At 68.1% G+C, this 18,752-nt stretch carries 18 protein-coding genes and 2 riboswitches; of the genes, 12 read left to right on the top strand and 6 right to left on the bottom strand.

What is annotated here, in order from left to right; genetic code table 11:
- The first annotated feature begins 32 nt into the window (after nt 1-32).
- The 6 genes from CFB47_RS09740 (at nt 33) to CFB47_RS09765 (ending at nt 6,561) form a co-directional block, all read left to right on the top strand.
- The gene (locus CFB47_RS09740; RefSeq protein WP_089456193.1) at nt 33-1,409 is read left to right on the top strand and encodes a lysine N(6)-hydroxylase/L-ornithine N(5)-oxygenase family protein; all 1,377 of its coding nucleotides are present in this window, start codon (nt 33-35) and stop codon (nt 1,407-1,409) included.
- A gap of 22 nt (nt 1,410-1,431) precedes the next feature.
- On the top strand, nt 1,432-3,693 hold the full coding sequence (locus tag CFB47_RS09745) for a TonB-dependent siderophore receptor (protein ID WP_089461029.1): 2,262 nt from the start codon (nt 1,432-1,434) through the stop codon (nt 3,691-3,693).
- Nucleotides 3,694-3,779: 86 nt separating this feature from the next.
- Nucleotides 3,780-4,619, top strand: a complete 840-nt coding sequence (locus tag CFB47_RS09750) for a formyltransferase family protein (RefSeq protein WP_089461030.1) — start codon at nt 3,780-3,782, stop codon at nt 4,617-4,619.
- Nucleotides 4,619-5,635: a GNAT family N-acetyltransferase gene (locus CFB47_RS09755; RefSeq protein ID WP_089461031.1), complete on the top strand. Its 1,017-nt coding sequence runs from the start codon at nt 4,619-4,621 to the stop codon at nt 5,633-5,635. Before CFB47_RS09750 ends, CFB47_RS09755 begins: the two co-directional genes overlap by 1 nt.
- A 249-nt stretch (nt 5,636-5,884) precedes the next feature.
- The gene (gene vapB, locus CFB47_RS09760; RefSeq protein WP_089440069.1) at nt 5,885-6,148 is read left to right on the top strand and encodes a type II toxin-antitoxin system VapB family antitoxin; all 264 of its coding nucleotides are present in this window, start codon (nt 5,885-5,887) and stop codon (nt 6,146-6,148) included.
- Nucleotides 6,145-6,561, top strand: a complete 417-nt coding sequence (locus tag CFB47_RS09765) for a PIN domain-containing protein (protein WP_089456196.1) — start codon at nt 6,145-6,147, stop codon at nt 6,559-6,561. Before vapB ends, CFB47_RS09765 begins: the two co-directional genes overlap by 4 nt.
- Nucleotides 6,562-6,609: 48 nt before the next feature.
- On the opposite strand, the gene CFB47_RS09770 is transcribed toward CFB47_RS09765, so the two are convergent.
- The gene (locus CFB47_RS09770; protein WP_089461032.1) at nt 6,610-7,515 is read right to left on the bottom strand and encodes a nucleotidyl transferase AbiEii/AbiGii toxin family protein; all 906 of its coding nucleotides are present in this window, start codon (nt 7,513-7,515) and stop codon (nt 6,610-6,612) included.
- Nucleotides 7,484-8,554 carry a type IV toxin-antitoxin system AbiEi family antitoxin gene (locus CFB47_RS09775; RefSeq protein ID WP_089461404.1) on the bottom strand — a complete coding sequence of 357 codons (1,071 nt, stop codon included), beginning with the start codon at nt 8,552-8,554 and terminating at the stop codon, nt 7,484-7,486. The genes CFB47_RS09770 and CFB47_RS09775 overlap by 32 nt, the downstream gene beginning before the upstream one ends.
- 340 nt (nt 8,555-8,894) lie before the next feature.
- Between CFB47_RS09775 and CFB47_RS09780 the strand changes: the two genes are divergently transcribed.
- The 3 genes from CFB47_RS09780 to CFB47_RS09790 all read left to right on the top strand — a co-directional run bounded on the left by CFB47_RS09780 (nt 8,895) and on the right by CFB47_RS09790 (nt 10,705).
- Entirely contained in the window at nt 8,895-10,058 is a 1,164-nt protein-coding gene (locus CFB47_RS09780; RefSeq protein ID WP_089456199.1) for a M20 aminoacylase family protein, read from the top strand.
- Between the two features lie 116 nt (nt 10,059-10,174).
- On the top strand, nt 10,175-10,420 hold the full coding sequence (locus CFB47_RS09785; RefSeq protein ID WP_089456200.1) for a type II toxin-antitoxin system ParD family antitoxin: 246 nt from the start codon (nt 10,175-10,177) through the stop codon (nt 10,418-10,420).
- A gap of 45 nt (nt 10,421-10,465) precedes the next feature.
- The gene (locus tag CFB47_RS09790) at nt 10,466-10,705 is read left to right on the top strand and encodes a type II toxin-antitoxin system RelE/ParE family toxin (protein ID WP_256946690.1); all 240 of its coding nucleotides are present in this window, start codon (nt 10,466-10,468) and stop codon (nt 10,703-10,705) included.
- A gap of 70 nt (nt 10,706-10,775) precedes the next feature.
- Here the strand turns inward: CFB47_RS09790 and CFB47_RS09795 are convergent, their stop codons facing one another.
- The 4 genes from CFB47_RS09795 to cobA are packed head-to-tail and all read right to left on the bottom strand — an operon-like array spanning nt 10,776 to nt 13,847.
- Nucleotides 10,776-12,080 carry a cobyrinate a,c-diamide synthase gene (locus CFB47_RS09795; protein ID WP_089461034.1) on the bottom strand — a complete coding sequence of 435 codons (1,305 nt, stop codon included), beginning with the start codon at nt 12,078-12,080 and terminating at the stop codon, nt 10,776-10,778.
- Between the two features lie 2 nt (nt 12,081-12,082).
- A complete protein-coding gene (cobO, locus tag CFB47_RS09800) occupies nt 12,083-12,685 on the bottom strand; it encodes a cob(I)yrinic acid a,c-diamide adenosyltransferase (protein WP_089461035.1) in 603 nt (200 codons plus the stop codon).
- A gap of 38 nt (nt 12,686-12,723) precedes the next feature.
- A complete protein-coding gene (locus CFB47_RS09805; RefSeq protein WP_089461036.1) occupies nt 12,724-13,101 on the bottom strand; it encodes a cobalamin biosynthesis protein in 378 nt (125 codons plus the stop codon).
- Nucleotides 13,098-13,847, bottom strand: coding sequence for a uroporphyrinogen-III C-methyltransferase (gene cobA, locus CFB47_RS09810; protein WP_089461405.1), 750 nt, complete (start codon nt 13,845-13,847; stop codon nt 13,098-13,100). Before cobA ends, CFB47_RS09805 begins: the two co-directional genes overlap by 4 nt.
- Before the next feature lie 169 nt (nt 13,848-14,016).
- A riboswitch (cobalamin riboswitch) is annotated at nt 14,017-14,254 on the bottom strand.
- 297 nt (nt 14,255-14,551) lie between these two features.
- Between cobA and CFB47_RS09815 the strand changes: the two genes are divergently transcribed.
- From CFB47_RS09815 to cobW, 3 genes are all read left to right on the top strand, one after another.
- A complete protein-coding gene (locus CFB47_RS09815) occupies nt 14,552-16,048 on the top strand; it encodes an EAL domain-containing protein (RefSeq protein WP_179258935.1) in 1,497 nt (498 codons plus the stop codon).
- Nucleotides 16,049-16,130: 82 nt separating this feature from the next.
- Nucleotides 16,131-16,393: riboswitch (cobalamin riboswitch) on the top strand.
- A 182-nt stretch (nt 16,394-16,575) separates the two neighbouring features.
- Nucleotides 16,576-17,634: a HoxN/HupN/NixA family nickel/cobalt transporter gene (locus tag CFB47_RS09820; protein WP_089461038.1), complete on the top strand. Its 1,059-nt coding sequence runs from the start codon at nt 16,576-16,578 to the stop codon at nt 17,632-17,634.
- Nucleotides 17,635-17,660: 26 nt separating this feature from the next.
- Complete coding sequence (gene cobW, locus CFB47_RS09825; RefSeq protein ID WP_089461039.1) at nt 17,661-18,749, top strand: cobalamin biosynthesis protein CobW; 1,089 nt, start codon at nt 17,661-17,663, stop codon at nt 18,747-18,749.
- Nucleotides 18,750-18,752 lie beyond the last annotated feature (3 nt).

Here is an 18,752-nt window from a genome sequence, read left to right on the forward strand (position 1 = left end):
CGCGCCGGATTCACCGACAAGGGAGCTGAGACATGCAGAGAGAAACCGTATTCGACCTGATCGGCGTCGGCTTCGGGCCGTCGAATCTGGCGCTGGCCATCCGCCTCGAGGAACGGCGCGCGGCGCGCCCGCTCGCCCATTGCTTCATCGAGCGCCAGCCGGAATTCGGCTGGCATCGCGGCATGCTGCTCGACGACTGCCGGATGCAGATCTCGTTTCTGAAGGATCTCGTCACGATGCGCGACCCGACCAGCCGCTACACGTTCATCAACTACCTGTTCGAACGCGGCCGGCTGAACGAATTCGTCAACCTGAAGAACTTCTATCCGACCCGCGTCGAATTCCACGACTACCTGAGCTGGGTGGCCCAGGCGTTCGACGATAGCGTCCATTACAGCGAGACCGTCCTCGCGATCGAGCCCGTGCACGGCGACGGCGCGAAGATCGACGCGCTGCGCGTGCTGTCGCGCGACGCCGCCGGCCACGAGCGCCAGCGCGTCACGCGCGCGCTGTCGGTCGGCGTGGGCGGCACGCCGGCGGTGCCGGACGCGTTCGCCGCGCTCGGCCGCGACCGCGTGATCCACTCGTCGTCGTACCTGACCGACATCGACCGGCTCGTCGCGTCGCCGGACGGCGAGCGCCGCCGCGTCGCGGTGATCGGCGCGGGGCAGAGCGCGGCCGAGGTGTTCATCGATCTCGCGCGCCGCTTCCCGCACGTCGACGCGAGCCTCGTGATGCGTGCAGGCGCCTTGAAGCCGGCCGACGACAGCCCGTTCGTCAACGAGATCTTCAGCCCCGAGTTCACCGATGTCGTCTATGCGCAGCCGCACGACGCGCGCCGCGCGCTGCTCGAGCGCTATCGCGACACGAACTACGCGGTGGTCGACCGGCCGCTGATCGAACAGATCTACGAAATGCTGTACCTGCAGCGCATCGACGGTACGCCGCGCCATGCGCTGCTCGCGAACAGCGCGATCGAGGCCGCGGTGCGCACCGCCGACGGCCGCATCGAGCTGACGCTGCGCGACCGGATGAGCGGCGACACGCGCGTCGAGCGCTTCGACGCGCTCGTGCTGGCCACCGGCTACCGCCGCGACACGCATTCGGCGCTGCTCGACGGGCTCGCGCCGCACCTGGGCGACGCGCTCGCACGCGGCGACGTCACGCGCGACTACCTGCTCGCGACGCCCGCGCACTTCGCGCCGCGCATCTACCTGCAAGGCTGCTGCGAAGACAGCCACGGCCTGTCCGACACGCTGCTGTCGGTACTGGCGCGCCGCGCGGACGAAATCTGCGCGTCGCTGGAAGACGGGATCGCACCCGCCCATGAAGAAGGCGCGGCCCGGGCAACACAGGAAAAACGACAGGAAAACGGGGTGAGCGCGAGCCGGATGGCTTTCGCTCTTTGACAAAGGCGCGGTCGGAGACCGCATGAAAAAAGTGGAGCAGAGAAAGATGGAGTGGGCAACAGGCACGCGTTTGCGTGCGATCGCAGCCGCGGCGAGCGTGGCGTTCGGTGTGGCGGCAGGGCACGCACAGGCCCAGACGGCGCCGGCCGTGAACGCAGGCGCAGCGGCGTCGGCCAGCAGTGCGCAGAACGGTGCGGCCGCGAATGCGTCGGCCAGTGCATCGACCGGCACGCTGCCGACGATCAACGTCAACGCGGCCTCGGAAGGAGACGGCACGGTCGGGCTCGTCGCGAAGCGCAGCCGCACCGGCACGAAGACCAGCACGTCGATCAACGAGATCCCGCAGACGATCAACGTCGTCACCGCGCAGCAGATCGAGATGACCGGCGCGACCGACGTGAACGCGGCGCTGCGCTACGTGCCGGGCTTCTCGTCGTACGGCTCGGACAACCGTTCCGACTGGTACGCCGCGCTGCGCGGCTTCACGCCGACCGCGTACGTGAACGGGCTGCAGGTGCCGAACACGATCAACCTCGCGAGCTGGCGCGTCGACCCGTACATGATCGACAGCATCAGCGTGCTGCGCGGGCCGACCTCGGTGCTGTACGGCGCGGGCGACCCGGGCGCGATCGTCGACGTGCAGACCAAGCTCGCCGACGGCGAGCGCGTGCGCGAGGCCGGCGTGCAGATCGGCAACTACGCGCGCAAGCAGTTCATGATCGACGTCGGCGACAAGCTCGACCCGGACGGCAAGTACGCGTACCGCTTCGTCGGCGTCGCGCGCGACGGCAACGCGCTGACCGGCCCGAACAACGACCAGCGCGTTTCGCTCGCGCCGTCGTTCCGCTGGCGTCCGAACGCGGATACGTCGCTGACGCTGTCGGCCACCTATCTGCAGGACTGGGGCGATATCTCGTCGAACTTCCTGCCCGCGCAGGGTACGGTGCTGCCGAACCCGAACGGCCAGATCAACAAGGACGTGTACGAAGGCGATCCGAACTTCAACTACTACCGCAAGAAGCAGTGGTCGGTCGGCTATCAGTTCGAGCGGAACCTGACGCCGGCGTGGACGTTCCGCCAGAACACGCGCCTGATGCACCTGTCGCTCGACAACGGTTCGGTATTCGGCAATGGCTTCGTCGACGGCAGCACGACCGACGTGTCGCGCTGGGCCGGTGTGTTCCAGATGAACTACAGCCGCTTCGACATCGACAACAACCTCGAAGGCCGCTTCGCGACGGGCCCGCTCCAGCACACGCTGCTGCTCGGCTTCCAGTACAACCGCCAGACCGCGACCGACAGCGAATGGCTCGCCGCCGCGCCGCCGCTGAACATCTACAACCCGGTCTACCTGCCTGTCACGAAGGCGGTGTTCACGCCGGACTCGACGTTCCGCACCAACACGTACACGACGATGAACACGTTCGGCCTGTACGCGCAGGACCAGATCAAGTGGAACCGCTGGACGCTGACGCTCGGCGGCCGCGAAGACTGGGTCAACATGCGGATGGACGACCGTGCGGCCGGCACGTCGACGAAGGCGGACGTCACGGCGTTCACCGGCCGCGTCGGCCTCACGTACCAGGGCGATTACGGGCTGTCGCCGTACGTCAGCTACGCGACGTCGTTCAACCCGCTGATCGGCGTGAACCTGGTCGGCGGCGGGCTGCCGCAGCCGACCCGCGGCAAGCAGATCGAAGCCGGCCTGCGCTGGCAGCCGCCCGGCAAGAACCTGATGCTGAACGCGGCGATCTACCAGATCAACCAGACCAACGTGCTCACGCCGGCGCTGCCGAGCCAGGACAATACCGGCACGAAGTCGGTGCAGACCGGCGAAGTGCGTTCGCGCGGGATCGAGCTGAGCGCGACCGGCAAGGTCACGCGCAACCTGTCGGTGATTGCGTCGTACGTGTATCAGGACGTAAAGAACGTGAAGGCCAACGACGTGTCGCTGAACAACTGGCCGGTCGACATTCCGCGCCCGCGCCAGATGGCGTCGCTGTGGACCGACTGGACGTGGCACACGGGGCCGCTCGCGGGCTTCGGCCTGGGCGGCGGCGTTCGTTACCAGAGCGCATCGGCCGGTGGGGCCGACAATTCGCTGACGGTATCGAGCGTCACGCTGTTCGACGCGGGCGTGCACTACGACACGCGTAACTGGCGCTTCGCCGTGAACGGAACGAACCTGGCCAACCGCCACTACATCAGCGGCTGCCAGTCGATGAACGTCTGTGTGTTCGGCACCGACCGTACCGTGATCGCGACCGCGAAATACAACTGGTGACGATGTGCGCCGTGTCCCGCCGGCCGGCCTTCGTGGCCGGCGCGGGCGGGCCGCGGCGCCTTCGTCCGCTTTTCCACGACGTATCCATGCCGAAGAAAAATCTCGTCTACATCCAGTCGCTGCGCAACGGCGCGGCCGATCGCGCCGGGCAGCCGGTCGCTTATCGGGGCGGCACGCGCTACATGAAGGCGCCGCTCGAATATCTCGTCGAACGCCTGAACGATTCGCCGCTCGGCGAGCGTTACACGCTCAAGGGCGTGATCGTCGACGACGACGACGGTTCGCCGGCCGACCGCGCGAAAGTCGCCGACTACGGCTTCGCCCGCACGCCGGGCCGCCCGTGGATCCTGCCGGAAGGGTTGACGGTGCAGGGCCGGCCGGTCGACGAACTGTTCTGCACGATTGCGTCGACGTACCGGCGGCTGCCGCGCGACGCGCGCGACCGCGCTGCGGCCAAACAGGCGTTCGAGCGCCGCCTGCTCGAGCGCCTGCTCGAACTCGACGCCGACATCGTCGTGCTCGACGGGCTGCTCGTGATCCTCGACGAGCTCGTGCGGCCCGGCGCGCGCTTTCACCGGCGCATCGCCAACATCCACCCGGGCATCACCGCCGACGGTTCGCCGTACCAGCGGCGCGGCGCGTGGGCGACGCTCGACGCGCTGCACGGCGCGCGCGGCGAACGGGTCGACTGGTCGAACGGCACGACCTCGCCCGTCGAGCCCGTGACGATGACCGGCGCGTCGTTTCACTATGTCGACAACGGCATCGATTCCGGCGAGGTGATCTGCGACGTGCTCGACACGCCGATCTCACCGGACGACACGATTCTCGAACTGCGCTGGAACAACTTCCAGCGTAGCCTGTTTCCGGCACTCGAGCGGGGGCTGCACGTCCTCGCCGACCGCCACGACGCGGGAGCACTGTGATGGAAGACACGTTGACGAAACCGGCCGGCACGGCGGATGCCGTCGAAGGTGAAGTGGCCGCCGCGCCCGACGGCGCCGCACCCGGGCAGGCGATGGCCGTCGCCGAGCACACGCTCGACGCGTGGCGGCCCGATGACTCGCCGGACGTATTGCTCGCGGCGTTTGTCGCGCTGTTCAACACCGACACGCGCTACGACGCGGCGACGATCACGGCGCCGCGCGGCGGCGCCGACGCGGCAGCCGTGGCGGCGTACGTCGCGCGCGCGGTGCGCGAGGGCGTGATCGACGGCGCGCAGGTTGCCGGCGACGCGCTGCGCTTCACCGTGTCGCGCGCGACGTTCTGGCAGAACCCGCGGCCGTGGCTGAAGGCGCCTGCGTCGGGTGGCATGCCGCTGCGCCATGTGATCACGAACGGCCACCGGCACCCGGTGCGGCCGCCGTCGCCGGCCGGCGAGATCTATGCACGCGCCATGCCGCAGGTCGGGATGACGTTCAGCCTGCGCACCGTCGATGTCGACGCGCACGCGGACCTGTTCAGCGGCTGGATGAACCTCGATCGCGTCGCGCATTTCTGGGACCAGCGCGGCACGCGCGACGAACACGCGGCGTATCTCGCCGAGCGGCTCGCGGATCCGCACATGCACCCGATGATCGGCTATTTCGACGACACGCCGTTCGGCTATTTCGAGTTCTACTGGGCAAAGGAGGACCGTCTCGCGCCGTTCTACGACGCGCACGACTATGACCGCGGGCTGCACCTGCTGATCGGCGATTCGCGCTTCCAGAGCGCCGGCAAGCTGCATGCGTGGTGGAGCGGGGTGCTGCACTACATGTTCGTCGACGAACCGCGCACGCAACGGCTCGTGGGCGAGCCGCGCGTCGACCACGTGCGGCACATCGCGTACATGCACCGGCTCGGGTTCTACACGCTGAAGGAGTTCGACTTCCCGCACAAGCGCGCGGCGCTCACCGTGATCGAGCGCGATACATTCTTCGACACTTTCAAATTGCCGTGACGGCGCGGGTGCGCGGTGCGGTGCGAGGGTGCGCGCGGCACCGTGGCTCGCGGGCATCGGCCGTCCGGCATATGGACCGCGCGGCCTGCGTCGTGAAGAATGGATCGCTCTCCTCATCGACGACAGGCCCGCGACATTGCAAAAACATCCGCGACAGCATGGGGCGCGACATCCCGTTTGCGCGCGCCAGCATTGACATATGCCAGCATATGTCTAGAATGGACGCATCGTACTCCCATGGAGTGGCTCATGCGCACCGTTTCCATTTTCAAGAACGCCCGTAACCAGGCAATCCGCATCCCGAAGGACATGGAGTTCGAGGGGGTGACGGAACTCGAGATCCGCCGCGAGGGCGACACGCTGCTGCTGCGGCCGGTGCGGCCCACGTGGCTCTCGTTCGCGAGCGAACCGCCGGCCGACGCCGACTTCCTCGCCGAACGCCCGGCCGTCATCGAGTCCAGCCGCTTCGACCTGGCCGATGGTGGCGCCGCCCCGACGGAGTCCGGCCAGTGACCACGCTCTACATGCTCGATACGAATATCTGTTCGTTCATCATGCGTGAGCGGCCGCCCGTGGTGCTGTCGCGATTGCAATCGTGCGTCAATGCGCAGCACCGGATCGTCGTCTCGGCGATTACCTATGCCGAAATGCGGTTCGGCGCGGTCGGCAGGAAGGCGTCGCCGAAGCATGCGGAACTCGTGACGGCCTTTGTTTCGCGGCTGGACGGCGTGCTGTCGTGGGACACGGCGGCCGTCGATGCAACGGCCGCGATTCGTGCCGATCTCGCCGCGCGCGGCACGCCGATCGGCGCGAACGACGCATCGATCGCCGGCCATGCGATCGCGGCCGGTGCGGTGCTCGTCACGCACAACAGCCGCGAGTTCGGTCGTGTGGCCGGGTTGTCGCTCGAAGACTGGGCGGCTTGAGCGCCGTTCGGGATCTGCTCGGTCGCTCGGCGGTTGCGCATCGGCGCGTCAAGCGCGCGACGCGGGTTCGTCTGCGAGAAAGGCGTTGCGGAATGCGTCGAGATACCGGTCGGCGTCATCGCTGAATTCACCGGGCAACAGCGCAAATGCACGTGCCAGCAGATCCTGGCCGAGCACGGCATAAGTTGCTTCGTCCGACAACAGCGCACGGATCGCGTCACGCGTTTGTGGCGAAGCGATGCGTTTCGCCTCTCGCGCGAGCAGCGCGGCAGCGGCGAGTCCCGGCTGGAATGCGTGGATTTCGAGCAGGTCCGGCGCGGCATCCCAGATACGTTCGCGATTGCCGGCGTCGTGAAAATTCCGCAGCAGGAACAGCAGGTCGTACGCATCGCTGTTCTGGCGTGCACGCCGGTCCTTCCAGGCGAGCAGCTTCAGCAGCGCCAGTGCCGGCAGGCTGGCCACCGGTACCACGGTGCGCGCATCGATCGACACAGGCTGTGCGGTATCCACCGCTTCCTGAAACCCGAGCACGTTCAGCACGAATTCACCGCCGGGCGGCCATGCGATTTCGCCCGGAGGCGTTTCGAGCGGCCCGAACGGCACGAGATCCAGCTCCGTGCGAAAACCGTCCGCGCCGCTTTCGAACAGCAGTTTCTGCTGCTGTTTCGGTGCGCGCGTGAACTGCCCGGTCGCGACGAGTGCCTCGACGAGCTGCGCGTGAAACGGCCAGCTCACCGCGCACACCGCGACGTCGACATCTCTCGTCGCGCGCACCGGCCGGATGCCGTGCACGTGCCACATCAGGATGTCGCGCGCGGTTGCACCGGCGACCACGAATGCCGTGTCGAGACGCGCGCCGGCAGAGCCGACGGCCTGCAGCAACGCGACCGCCGCAGGCTCCAGCGGCCGGCGTGCGTCGACCTCAAGCGGGCGGTTGGGCGAGGCATCGGTCATGGATGCGATCGGCGATGGAAAGATTGCGGCTGTCGCCGGACGCGACGAGATCCGCGTAGATCAGCAGCGGCGGTACGACCGGTACTTCCTGCTCGCGCCAGGCAAGCTCCGCAGACCGCGGCCAGAACGCTTCGACGATCTCGACATCGCCGCGCTCGTCCGGACGCAGGCGGCCCTGAAGCAGCAGCCGGTTCGACGCGGTGCCGTGCGTATAGACGGTGATCGCGGCGGGTTTCAGGTCGCGCGTCAGCAGGTCGGCTGCCGGCTCGCCGCCGAGTCGCGCATCGAATGCCGCGAAATCGAAGCCGCGCCACCAGTCGGGCGCGAGGCTCGCAAACCGGCGGCTCGGCAGTTTCGCGCGCAAGCGGCTCGGATAGAGCGCGACCCATTCCTGTACGAAGCGCGGCCAGTCGGGCATCAGGCGCTCGCCGTTGCGGCGTTGCCCGACGAGGCCACGCGCGATCAGGTCGTCCATCGCGAGATTGACCGTGCCGAGTGCGACGTCCGATGCAGCGGCGATCGCCCGATACGGTTGCGCGACCAGGCCCGGCTGTGTCGCGAGGGCGAACATCACGGCCAGCCCCTTCGGCGTCGTCGCGCGCGACGCCTGTCGGCGTGGCGTGCGTGCGGGCTTCGGCCGGCCCGCGATCATCACGGTCGCCTCCGGTTCGGTCAGGCATGCGTTGCCGGCGGTATCGAGAAACGGGATGCCCTGGTCGGTCAGGCCGGCGGCCAGTTCCGCCGAAAGATACGGTGCGACCAGCATCAACGACCGTTCGCCGGGCGCTGCGGGTTCGCCGCGGCGGCGCAATTCCGCGAGCGCGCCCGACAGCGATTCGACGCGCAGGCTCACGGCGACCGGCATCTCGAATGCCTGCCCGGCAACGTCGAAGCGGATCATGGCGTCGGCGCGCGCCTTCCAGGCGGCCGACACACGCACGGGTCGGGCACGAAAGCGCCGGGTCGCGCTTTCGAACGCGGCGCACGCTTCGTCGAGCACGCGCTGTTCCGACACGGAGAGGGAGATGTTCACGGGCATCAAAGAGAATCGCTTGTTCACTTTTTTGTCAGCGTACACAAAAAATGTACAAGCGTCAAAAAGTGAACAAGCATTCGCAAGATATTGATGTGTAGGAACTATTTGATGATTCTGAACGATAGTCACCGCGCCCTCACACGCAAGAAATCGATGGGTGACCCACAGTGTTGCGCGTTCGGCTCCTGGGCGGCAGTCGGCCGGATGGCCAGCTTGCGCGCCTCGCGCATCGTTCCCAATATGGCAACTGCCGGTTGCTACCACGACGACTTTCCGTCTGCCCGGTTGCTGCCGAACCCACTATCCTTGCCTGCACATTCCCCACAGGACAGGAGACGACACCGTGACGCACAGCGTGATTCCCGCCAGCCTCGCCGACGAAATGATCGAGATCCGACACCGCATCCACGCCCACCCCGAGCTCGGCTTCGAAGAGTTCGCGACGAGCGACCTCGTCGCGGAGCAACTGCAGTCGTGGGGCTACACGGTGCACCGCGGGCTGGGCGGCACGGGCGTCGTCGCGCAGTTGAAGGTCGGCAGCGGCGCACAGCGGCTCGGCCTGCGCGCCGACATGGACGCACTGCCGATCCACGAGGCCACGGGCCTGCCGTACGAGAGCAGGATCGCCGGCAAGATGCATGCGTGCGGCCACGACGGCCACACGGCGATGCTGCTCGCGGCCGCGAAGCACCTGGCGCGCGAGCGCCGCTTCTCGGGCACGCTGAACCTGATTTTCCAGCCGGCCGAGGAGGGGCTCGGCGGCGCGAAGAAGATGCTCGACGAAGGGCTGTTCGAGCTGTTCCCGTGCGACGCGATCTTCGCGATGCACAACATGCCCGGTTTCCCGACGGGGAAGTTCGGCTTCCTGCCGGGGTCGTTCATGGCGTCGTCGGATACGGTGATCGTCGACGTGCAGGGCCGGGGCGGCCACGGCGCGGTGCCGCACAAGGCGGTCGATTCGGTGGTCGTCTGCGCGCAGATCGTCATCGCGCTGCAGACGATCGTGTCGCGCAACGTGTCGCCGCTCGACATGGCGATCGTCACGGTCGGCGCGATCCACGCGGGCGAGGCGCCGAACGTGATTCCCGATCGCGCGCAAATGCGCCTGTCGGTGCGCGCGCTGAAGCCGGAGGTGCGCGACCTGCTCGAGACGCGCATCAAGGAAGTCGTGCATGCGCAGGCGGCCGTGTTCGGCGCGACCGCGACGATCGACTACCAGCGCCGCTACCCGGTGCTCGTCAACGATGCGGAAATGACCGCGTTCGCGCGCAACGTCGCCCGCGAATGGGTGGGCGACGCGAACCTGATCGACGGGATGGTGCCGCTCACCGGCAGCGAGGATTTCGCGTTCCTGCTCGAGAAGCGGCCGGGCTGCTACCTGATCATCGGTAACGGCGACGGGGAGGGCGGCTGCATGGTGCACAACCCCGGCTACGACTTCAACGATGCGGCGCTGCCGACCGGCGCGTCGTACTGGGTGAAGCTGGCGGAGGCGTTCCTGGTTTGACAGCGAAAACGACGCATACGGCGCGAGGCGCGGCATCGACAAGGTCGCCGCAACGGCGGAGCGCCGGAAGTCCCAGACTCGGGAAAACGATGGCCGCATTGAAAGAGAAATGACTCATGTCGCAAAACACATCCGTTTCCCGGCGCGACCACTTTGCCGAACTCGTCGATACCCAAGTGCAATCGGAACAATACGGTTCCGCAAGCGACGTCGAACGAACCGGTTTGCGGCTTCTCGAATCACGCGACATGCAGGTGCGCGCGTTGCAGGAAGCGTTGAAGGCCGGGGAGGTATCGGGAGCACCCAGGCCATTCGACCGCGAGGCCTTCCTGGCCCGCATGCGGGCCGCGCATGACGGCTAAAGGCAGCGTCGGCTCGCCCCGCTGGCCGAACTCGATCTCGAAGACATTTGGCGCGATACCGTCGGGCGTGGGTCGCTCAAGCAAGCCGACCTTTACCACCGCGATCTGATCGGAACCATGGAAGCGCTGGCGCGCGGTGAAAAGGTCGGCCGGACTTGCATTGTTCGCGATGGATATTTCCGGTACGCCGTGGGCTCCCACGTCGTGTTCTATCGTGAAACGGAATACACGATCGATTTGATTCGGGTCCTGCATCAACGCATGGACATCGAACAACATCTGTAGTCGCACAAAGCAGGCACGTGATCGTTGCGACGGGGCATGCAATCCCGGTATGACTCGTGCGATCCCGAATCTAGAACGCTTCCCCGCTGAACAACGCCACGACCGCTTCCGGATTCGACGGCCAGTACATGTGCATGTAGGTCGCGACGATCGCATCGCGACAATAGACGGCCTCGCCGTAGCCCGCCGCGCCATCGGGACGCGCGGCATGCGCGACCGCCTCCAGCGGCGTCGCGAGCCGCGAGTAGTGGAACGTATGCCCCCGCATCGTCCCGCTGCGCGTGTCGAGCTGCTGCATGCCGAGTGCGGCGAACCGGCGCTGCATCGTCGCGTGACCCGGCAACAGCCCCAGCATCGGCGTCGTCACACCGTCGACATCGGTCAGCGACTCACACAGATACACCATCCCCCCGCATTCCGCGACGATCGGCCGGCCGGCCGCTGCGTGCGCGCGAATCGAACGCGCGGTCGAGGCATTCGCCGCGAGTGTCGCCGCATGCAATTCCGGGTAGCCGCCCGGCAGGAACAGTGCGTCGCAATCGTCCGGCAAGGGTTCGTCGGCGAGCGGCGAAAAGAATCGCACCTGCGCACCGAGCGCGTCGAGCAACGCGAGATTCGCCGGATAGATGAACGAAAAAGCCGCATCGCGCGCCACCGCGATCCGCTTGCCGGCGAGCGCACGCGGCAGCGGCGCCGCTGCATCCGGTTCCGCGAACGCAACGGCCGGCGGCAACTCGGCCAGCGCCGTTTGCGCGAGCACGTCGGCCGCGCGATCGAGCCGCGCGTCGAGATCGTCGATGTCGTTCGGCTGGTGCAGGCCGAGATGCCGCTCCGGCAGCGCGATGCCCGCATCGGCCGGCACGTGCCCGAGCCAGCGCAGGTCGTCGGGCAGCGCCTGTTGCAGCAGTTCCGCATGCCGGGCCGACCCGACGCGATTCGCCAGCACGCCGTGAAACGGCAGCCCCGGCCGGAACCGCGCGAGCCCGAACGCGATCGCCGCGAAGGTCTGCGCCATCGACTTCGCCGAAATCACCGCGACGACCGGCACGCCGAACGCGGCCGCGAGGTCGGCGCTGCTCGGCGTGCCGTCGAACAGCCCCATCACGCCTTCGATCAGGATCAGGTCGGCCTCGCGCGCCGCGTCGGCCAGCAGTGCACGGCAGCCGGCCTCGCCGACCATCCCGAGGTCGAGCGCATGCACCGGCGCGCCGCTCGCGCGTTCGAGCAGCATCGGATCGAGAAAATCGGGCCCGGTCTTGAACACGCGCACGCGCCGGCCGAGCCGGCGGTGCAGCCGCGCCAGGCCCGCCGTCACCGACGTCTTGCCCTGGCCCGACGCGGGCGCACTGACGAACAGCGCGGGACAGGCGGGCATGCTCAGAACTCCACGCCGCGCTGCGCCTTCACGCCTTGCTCCTTGTACGGATGCTTGACGAGCCGCATTTCGGTGACGAGGTCGGCCGCGTCGATCAGCGCATCGGGCGCATGCCGCCCGGTCACGACGACGTGCACCGCCTCGGGACGTGCGGCGAGTGTCGCGAGCACTTCGTCGAGCGGCAGGTATTCGTACTTCAGCACCGTGTTCAGTTCGTCGAGGATCACCATCCGGTAGTCACCGCTCTCGATCATCCGGCGCGCCTCGTCCCAGCCCTTGCGCGCGGTCGCGATGTCGGCGTCGCGGTTCTGCGTGTTCCACGTATAGCCGTCGCCCATCGTCACGAAATCGCATTCGGCCACCGCGCCGAGGAAGTCGCGCTCGGACGTGTGCAGCGCACCCTTGATGAACTGCACGACACCGAGCCGCATGCCGTGGCCGAGCACGCGCACGGCCATGCCGAACGCGGCCGTGCTCTTGCCCTTGCCGTTGCCGGTGTTGACGATCAGCAGGCCCTTTTCGTTGACGGCGGCGGCCTGCTTCTTCTCGTGGCCGGCACGGCGGCGTTCGGTCATCCGTTGATGGGATTCGGCGTCGGTTTTCATCGGATTCGTCCTGTCGAAAAAAAAGCGAAACAAAGGGTTCAGAGCGGGCCGGCGAGTGCGACCGTCACGCCGTCCCGGATGGATTTGGGGCCCAACAGCCGGCCATGCGGCGCCGCGAGCTGCGCGCACGGCTCGGCCACGCCCGCGACGCCGAAGCGGGCGAGCGCGGCGGCCGACGGGCCGCTCGCGGCCAGTTCCGGGCGGCTCGCGAGTTGCGCCGCGTCGAACGCGACGAGCGGCCAGCCGCGTCGCGCGCAGAGCGTGCGCAGTGCGCGGGCACGCGCCTTGTCGGCGAGCGTGGCCACGAGCGCGGGTTCGGCGGCGGGGTAACGCATCAGCGCCGCGCGGATCGCGGCATCGAGTTGCGCGGCCGTCACGCCTGCACGGAAACCGATGCCGAGCGCGACACGCATCATGCGCCGCCGCCGAGCGCGGCCCGTACCGCGGGATCGTCGGCGAACGCCGCGACGCGCCCGATCACGACGATCGCCGGCGAACCGATGCCGGTCGTACCGACGCGTTCGACGAGCGTATCGAGCGTCGCGAGCACGTGGCGTTGCTCAGGGCGCGTCGCATGCTCGATCGCCGCGCACGGCGTCGCGCCGGGCAGCCCGCCATCGCGCAGCGCGGTGGCAATCGCGTCGAGCCGGCGGATGCCCATGTAGATGACGATCGTCATGCGCGTGGCCGCGAGCGCGCGCCAGTCGGGTTCGTCGGCGCCCGCGCCGTGGCCCGTGACGAAGATCACGCCCTGCGCGTCGCCGCGCTGCGTGACCGGGATGCCGATCGCGGCCGGCGCGGCGATGCCCGCGGTGACGCCGTTCACGACTTCGACCGGGAATCCCGCCGCGCCGAGCGCGGCCAGCTCCTCGCCGCCGCGGCCGAACACGAACGGATCGCCGCCCTTGAGCCGCGCGACGCTGCGCCCCGCGCGCAGATGCGCGAGCATCGCGGCGACGATCGTCTCCTGCGGCGTCGACGCATGACCGCCGCGCTTGCCGACGTGCTCGATGTGCGCATCGGCGCGCGCATGGCGCAGCACGTCGGGATTCACGAGATCGTCGACGAGCAGCACGTCCGCCGTGCCGATCGCGTGGACGGCCTTGAGCGTCAGCAGGTCGGCGTCGCCCGGGCCGGCGCCGATGAGCCAGGCGCGGCTCATCGGGCGCGGCACGGCGCGCACCGTGTCGTAACGGGGAAAAGGGGCAGGCGGGCGGCACGGCGGCGGCCAGCGAACAGGTGATGCATGACGGATCGAACGAAGCCCGCGCGGACGCGGGCGAAATGCGCACCTCATCCGTCCCCCGCGGATCGGGCGTTCGGCGAGCGTCGGGCTCGCCCCTTGCGTCGGCCGGTATCCGGGCTGGCCGCTTGCCAGGCCGCAGCCTTCCCGCCCGGCTGAAGGGCAGTGGCATCGTGGGCGGCATGGGCGCGTGCGCGGGGAAGCGCGTCGCGCGGGCGGCGTACCGTTGCGGGGACAGCACAGGCCGGGCGGTGGTCCGCCTCCTGTTTCCCGTTTAACTGCACGCGCGGAATGCGCGTGCGAGCACCGAACGCGGCGCATACGATAGCACAGCGTACATCGGGCACGGCGCCGGCGAACCGGGCCCGTATCCTGTCGGCACTCGATCCGGCGGCGCTGCATTGCCGGGCCGTAATATTGGTGTGCGATCCTCTGGCCAACGCCACGACCAAGGCGCGGCTTCGGGGCGCCGGTCGCACGAGGCTGACGAAATCCATACCAAAATCGGCTCGCTCTGCCGGACCTGCAGGGCGATGACCACTACATCGCAAAGCACCGCACCTATGCCGAACGTACGCAGGTGGACAACCTCCCATGGGGCCGGCCATGCACTCGCTATCGGCGTGCTGGTCGTTTCGGCAGGACTGGCGTTGGCAGCGTGGCCGCAGGTCACGAAGATCGTGCTGGCGCGATCGGTTGCCGCACTGGGGATGCAAGTCGTCCAGCAGATCGACGTTGTATTCGACTCGGCGGCCAGGACGCTTGCCGACGTCAATGCCTCGCCGTACGCCGCCTGCTCGCCCCAGGATCGGCGCCGGTTGCGATCGGCTTCCGTGCAGTCGAAGTACATCAAGGACGTCGGACGCCTGTCCGGCCCCGATCTGCTCTGCACGACGATGCTGGGCGTGCTGCCCAGGCCCTTTGCTTCGACGCGGCAGCCATTCCGGCTGACCGACGCGATGTCGGCCTTCTGGGCGGTGCCGTTGTTGTCGAGCCCCGACACGCTGGGGCTGGTGGTCGCCGGGGGGAGGGCGAACCTGCTGATGGACCTGGACGCCTTCAGGGTGCCGCCGCCGCCGGGTCTGCACTACGTGATCGGACTCAAGGGCCACCCGGCCGCGCTCGTCATCGGACTCGGCAAGCGCGGTGTCCCGGAGTACGACGATGCCGGCCAGGTGCCGGGGTTTCGGGACGGCAAACCATTCTGCTCGGCCCGGGTGCCGCTGTGTACCAGCGTCGTCGTGACGCCGCAGGCGCTCGCGAACGCGAGTCGGCGCGCCGCCTGGCTGCTGGGGATCGCCGCCGGCGCGGCGGGCTGCTGTCTGGGGCTCGGCGCGCGGATGTTGCACCGACGCTGGGCCGCGCTCCCGGCGCAGATGCGTCGAGCGCTGGCAAACGGGCAATTCGTCCTGCGCTATCAGCCGATCGTTGCGCTGGGCGCGTCATCGCGGATCGTCTCCGCCGAAGCGCTGATCCGCTGGACCGGCGGGCCAGCCGCCCCCGACGTGTTCATTGCCGAAGCCGAACGCGCGGGCATGATCGTCGACGTCACGGCGTTCGTCGTGCGCACGGTCCTGCGGGAGATGCGCGTGCTGTTCGACAGCAGGCCGGACTTTTGCGTCACCATCAACGTCAGCGCGCCCGAATTGCGGGACGGCAGCCTGCTGGCGACGCTGAACCGCTGCTGGCCGGCCGGGTTGTCGCGCCGGCATGTCGGCGTCGAACTGACCGAACGGTCGACCGTGGAACTGCCGGAAATCGTGCCGGCACTGCGGCAATTGCGCGCGCTCGGGCATCCCGTCTACATCGACGATTTCGGCACCGGCTATTCCAGCCTGAGCCTGCTGCAGCATCTTGCGATCGACTACATCAAGGTCGACCGTTCGCTGCTGCCGGTCGCGCCGCAGCATGACGGCACCTCATTCATTCCGGAGATCCTGGCGATTGCCCGCCGACTCGGGGCCGGTCTGGTCTTCGAGGGCGTCGAGACCCGTGAGCAGGCGGACATGCTCGACATCCCCGGGCAGTCGGTCCGTGCGCAGGGCTGGTATTTCGGGCGTCCCGATACCGTCGAAGCGCTGCGCCACGCGATCGCGGAGCAGTCGCCGGGAACCGGCTGAGCCGCTGGACCGGAAAGCCGGCCGCGACGCGCGCTCGCACGGGCTCGCGGGCCGTCGTCTTGACGCTCCCGGCCCGCCCGCCTACACTCGCACGCGTTTTGGTGCTCGCGCGTGCCGCTCCGGTGCGCGCAGTTAAACGGGAAACAGGGACCTGCCTGCACCGCAGTCGAGCCAACCTGTGCTGCCCCCGCAACGGTAAGCGAACGCGTCGTGCCCGGCACGACGCAGCGCCGCTTCGCCGCATGCCTGCCGCATGCGGACGACCGCCACTGGATGCCGCGCATCCGGGAAGGCGAAGCGGCGTGTTCGTCAGCCCGGATACCGGCCAGGACGTTGGATCCAGCGCCGCGGGGAGGCGGCGCATCGTCCACGGCCGCAGTACGCCCAGACGTCCTGGCGTTTCCCGCTTCCTCCGCCGAACCGTCCGCTGCATGCACGCGCCGGCACGGCGTGCGACAGGCGGCACGGGCAGGGCACGCGGCAGCCGTGTTGGCATTCACCCTGTCGACCGTTCGCAAGGGAGCATCATGCTCGACTCGTTCCTCCGCCTGTTCAACGACAGCCCGTCCGGGCTGCGCGGAAAAATCGTGGCGATCTACTCGCTGCTCGTCGCGTTCAACGTCGCCGCGTGGATCTGGGCCTTCGTCGCGTTTCGCGAGCAGCCCGTGCTGCTGGGCACCGCGCTGCTCGCGTACGTGTTCGGGCTGCGCCACGCGGTCGATGCCGACCATATCGCCGCGATCGACAACGTCACGCGCAAGCTGATGCAGGGCGGCCGCAGCCCGCTCGGCGCGGGCCTGTTCTTCTCGCTCGGCCACTCGACCGTGGTGATCGTGATGTCGGTGGCGGTCGCGCTGACCGCGGCGTCGCTCGCGCGCTTCGAGAGCGTGAAGACCTGGGGCGGCGTGATCAGCACGAGCGTGTCGGCATTCTTCCTGCTGGTGCTCGCGGCCGCGAACCTGCTGATCCTGATTTCCGTGTACCGCACGTTTCGCGCGGCCCGCCGCGGCGAGGCGATCGTCGATGCCGATCTCGACATGCTGATGAACCAGCGCGGTGTGCTCGCGCGCCTGTTCCGGCCGCTGTTCCGCCTCGTGTCGCGCAGCTGGCACCTGTATCCGGTCGGCTTCCTGTTCGGCCTCGGCTTCGATACCGCGACCGAGATCGCGCTGTTCGGCATTTCCGCGACGCAGGTGCAGGGCGGCATGTCGTTCTGGTCGGTGATGGCGTTGCCGGCGCTGTTCACCGCGGGCATGACGCTCGTCGACACGACCGACGGCATCCTGATGATGGGCGCGTACCGCTGGGCGTACGTGCGGCCGATCCGCAAGATCTACTACAACATGACGATCACGTTCGTGTCGGTGCTGGTCGCCGCACTGATCGGCGGCATCGAGGTGCTCGCGCTGCTCGCCGACAAACTCTCCCTGCAGGGCCCCGTCTGGGCATTCTCGACGCTGGTCGCCTCGCATTTCGGGATGCTCGGCTACGTCGTGATCGGCCTGTTTCTCGCGTGCTGGATCGTGTCGGCCGCGATCTATCGGCTCAAACGTTACGACGAGATCGACGTGACGCTCTCGGCTTGACCCCCTCATTCGACACAGGACCTACCATGACCCTACGCAAGCTTCCCGTCACGATCGTCACGGGCTTTCTCGGCAGCGGCAAGACCACGCTGATGCGTCACATCCTGCAGCACGCCGAAGGCCGCCGCATCGCGGTGATCGTCAACGAATTCGGCGAGCTCGGCATCGACGGCGAAATCCTCAAGGGCTGCGGCATCGGCTGCGAGGATGCCGACGGCGCGCAGGGCGAAGCGGCAGGCCAGCTCTACGAGCTCGCGAACGGCTGCCTGTGCTGCACCGTGCAGGAAGAGTTCTATCCGGTGATGGAAGCGCTGGTCGAGCGCCGCGCGGACATCGACCACGTGCTGATCGAGACGTCCGGCCTCGCGCTGCCGAAGCCGCTCGTGCAGGCGTTCAACTGGCCGACGATCCGCAACAGCTTCACGGTCGACGCGGTCATGACCGTGGTCGACGGGCCGGCCGCCGCCAGCGGTCAGTTCGCGGAAAACCCGCAGGCCGTCGACGCGCAGCGCCGCGCCGATCCGAACCTCGACCACGAATCGCCGCTGCACGAGCTGTTCGCCGATCAGCTGTCGTCCGCCGACCTCGTGATCGTGAACAAGGCCGATCTCGTCGGCGACGCGGAATTCGCGCAGATCGAAACCGCGATTCGCGACGAGATCCCGCCGCAGGTGAAGATCGTGCGCGCGACGCGCGGCGAGCTCGATCTCGCGATGCTGCTCGGCCTCGAATCGGCATCGGAAGAAACGATCCACCTGCGTCACGACCATCACGGCTCGGCCGACGACGGCGATCACGATCACCATCACGACGATTTCGACTCGGTGGTCGTGTCGGGCGACGCCGGCACGCGCGAAGCGACGATCGCCGCGCTGCAACGCGTCGTCGAAGCGCACACGATTTACCGCGCCAAGGGCTTCGCCGCGCTGCCCGGTGCGCCGATGCGGCTCGTGATCCAGGGTGTCGGCCGCCGCTTCGACAGCTATTTCGACCGTCGCTGGCAGGACGGCGAAACGCGCGCGAGCCGCTTCGTGCTGATCGGCGAGGATCTCGACGCGGCCGCGCTGCAACGCGCGTTCGACGCCGCATGCGCGGCCGAACCGCAACAGGCGTAACGC

The organism is Burkholderia sp. AU27893, assembly GCF_002223205.1.
In the GTDB taxonomy this organism is placed as follows: Bacteria; Pseudomonadota; Gammaproteobacteria; order Burkholderiales; family Burkholderiaceae; genus Burkholderia.

Coding starts and splice junctions, on each gene's coding strand:
- CFB47_RS09740 (WP_089456193.1), top strand. CDS start 33: ATGCAGAGAGAAACCGTATTCGACCTGATCGGCGTCGGCTTCGGGCCG.
- CFB47_RS09745 (WP_089461029.1), top strand. CDS start 1,432: ATGAAAAAAGTGGAGCAGAGAAAGATGGAGTGGGCAACAGGCACGCGT.
- CFB47_RS09750 (WP_089461030.1), top strand. CDS start 3,780: ATGCCGAAGAAAAATCTCGTCTACATCCAGTCGCTGCGCAACGGCGCG.
- CFB47_RS09755 (WP_089461031.1), top strand. CDS start 4,619: ATGGAAGACACGTTGACGAAACCGGCCGGCACGGCGGATGCCGTCGAA.
- vapB (WP_089440069.1), top strand. CDS start 5,885: ATGCGCACCGTTTCCATTTTCAAGAACGCCCGTAACCAGGCAATCCGC.
- CFB47_RS09770 (WP_089461032.1), bottom strand. CDS start 7,515: ATGACCGATGCCTCGCCCAACCGCCCGCTTGAGGTCGACGCACGCCGG.
- CFB47_RS09775 (WP_089461404.1), bottom strand. CDS start 8,554: ATGCCCGTGAACATCTCCCTCTCCGTGTCGGAACAGCGCGTGCTCGAC.
- CFB47_RS09785 (WP_089456200.1), top strand. CDS start 10,175: ATGTCGCAAAACACATCCGTTTCCCGGCGCGACCACTTTGCCGAACTC.
- CFB47_RS09795 (WP_089461034.1), bottom strand. CDS start 12,080: ATGCCCGCCTGTCCCGCGCTGTTCGTCAGTGCGCCCGCGTCGGGCCAG.
- cobO (WP_089461035.1), bottom strand. CDS start 12,685: ATGAAAACCGACGCCGAATCCCATCAACGGATGACCGAACGCCGCCGT.
- CFB47_RS09805 (WP_089461036.1), bottom strand. CDS start 13,101: ATGATGCGTGTCGCGCTCGGCATCGGTTTCCGTGCAGGCGTGACGGCC.
- cobA (WP_089461405.1), bottom strand. CDS start 13,847: ATGAGCCGCGCCTGGCTCATCGGCGCCGGCCCGGGCGACGCCGACCTG.
- CFB47_RS09820 (WP_089461038.1), top strand. CDS start 16,576: ATGCTCGACTCGTTCCTCCGCCTGTTCAACGACAGCCCGTCCGGGCTG.
- cobW (WP_089461039.1), top strand. CDS start 17,661: ATGACCCTACGCAAGCTTCCCGTCACGATCGTCACGGGCTTTCTCGGC.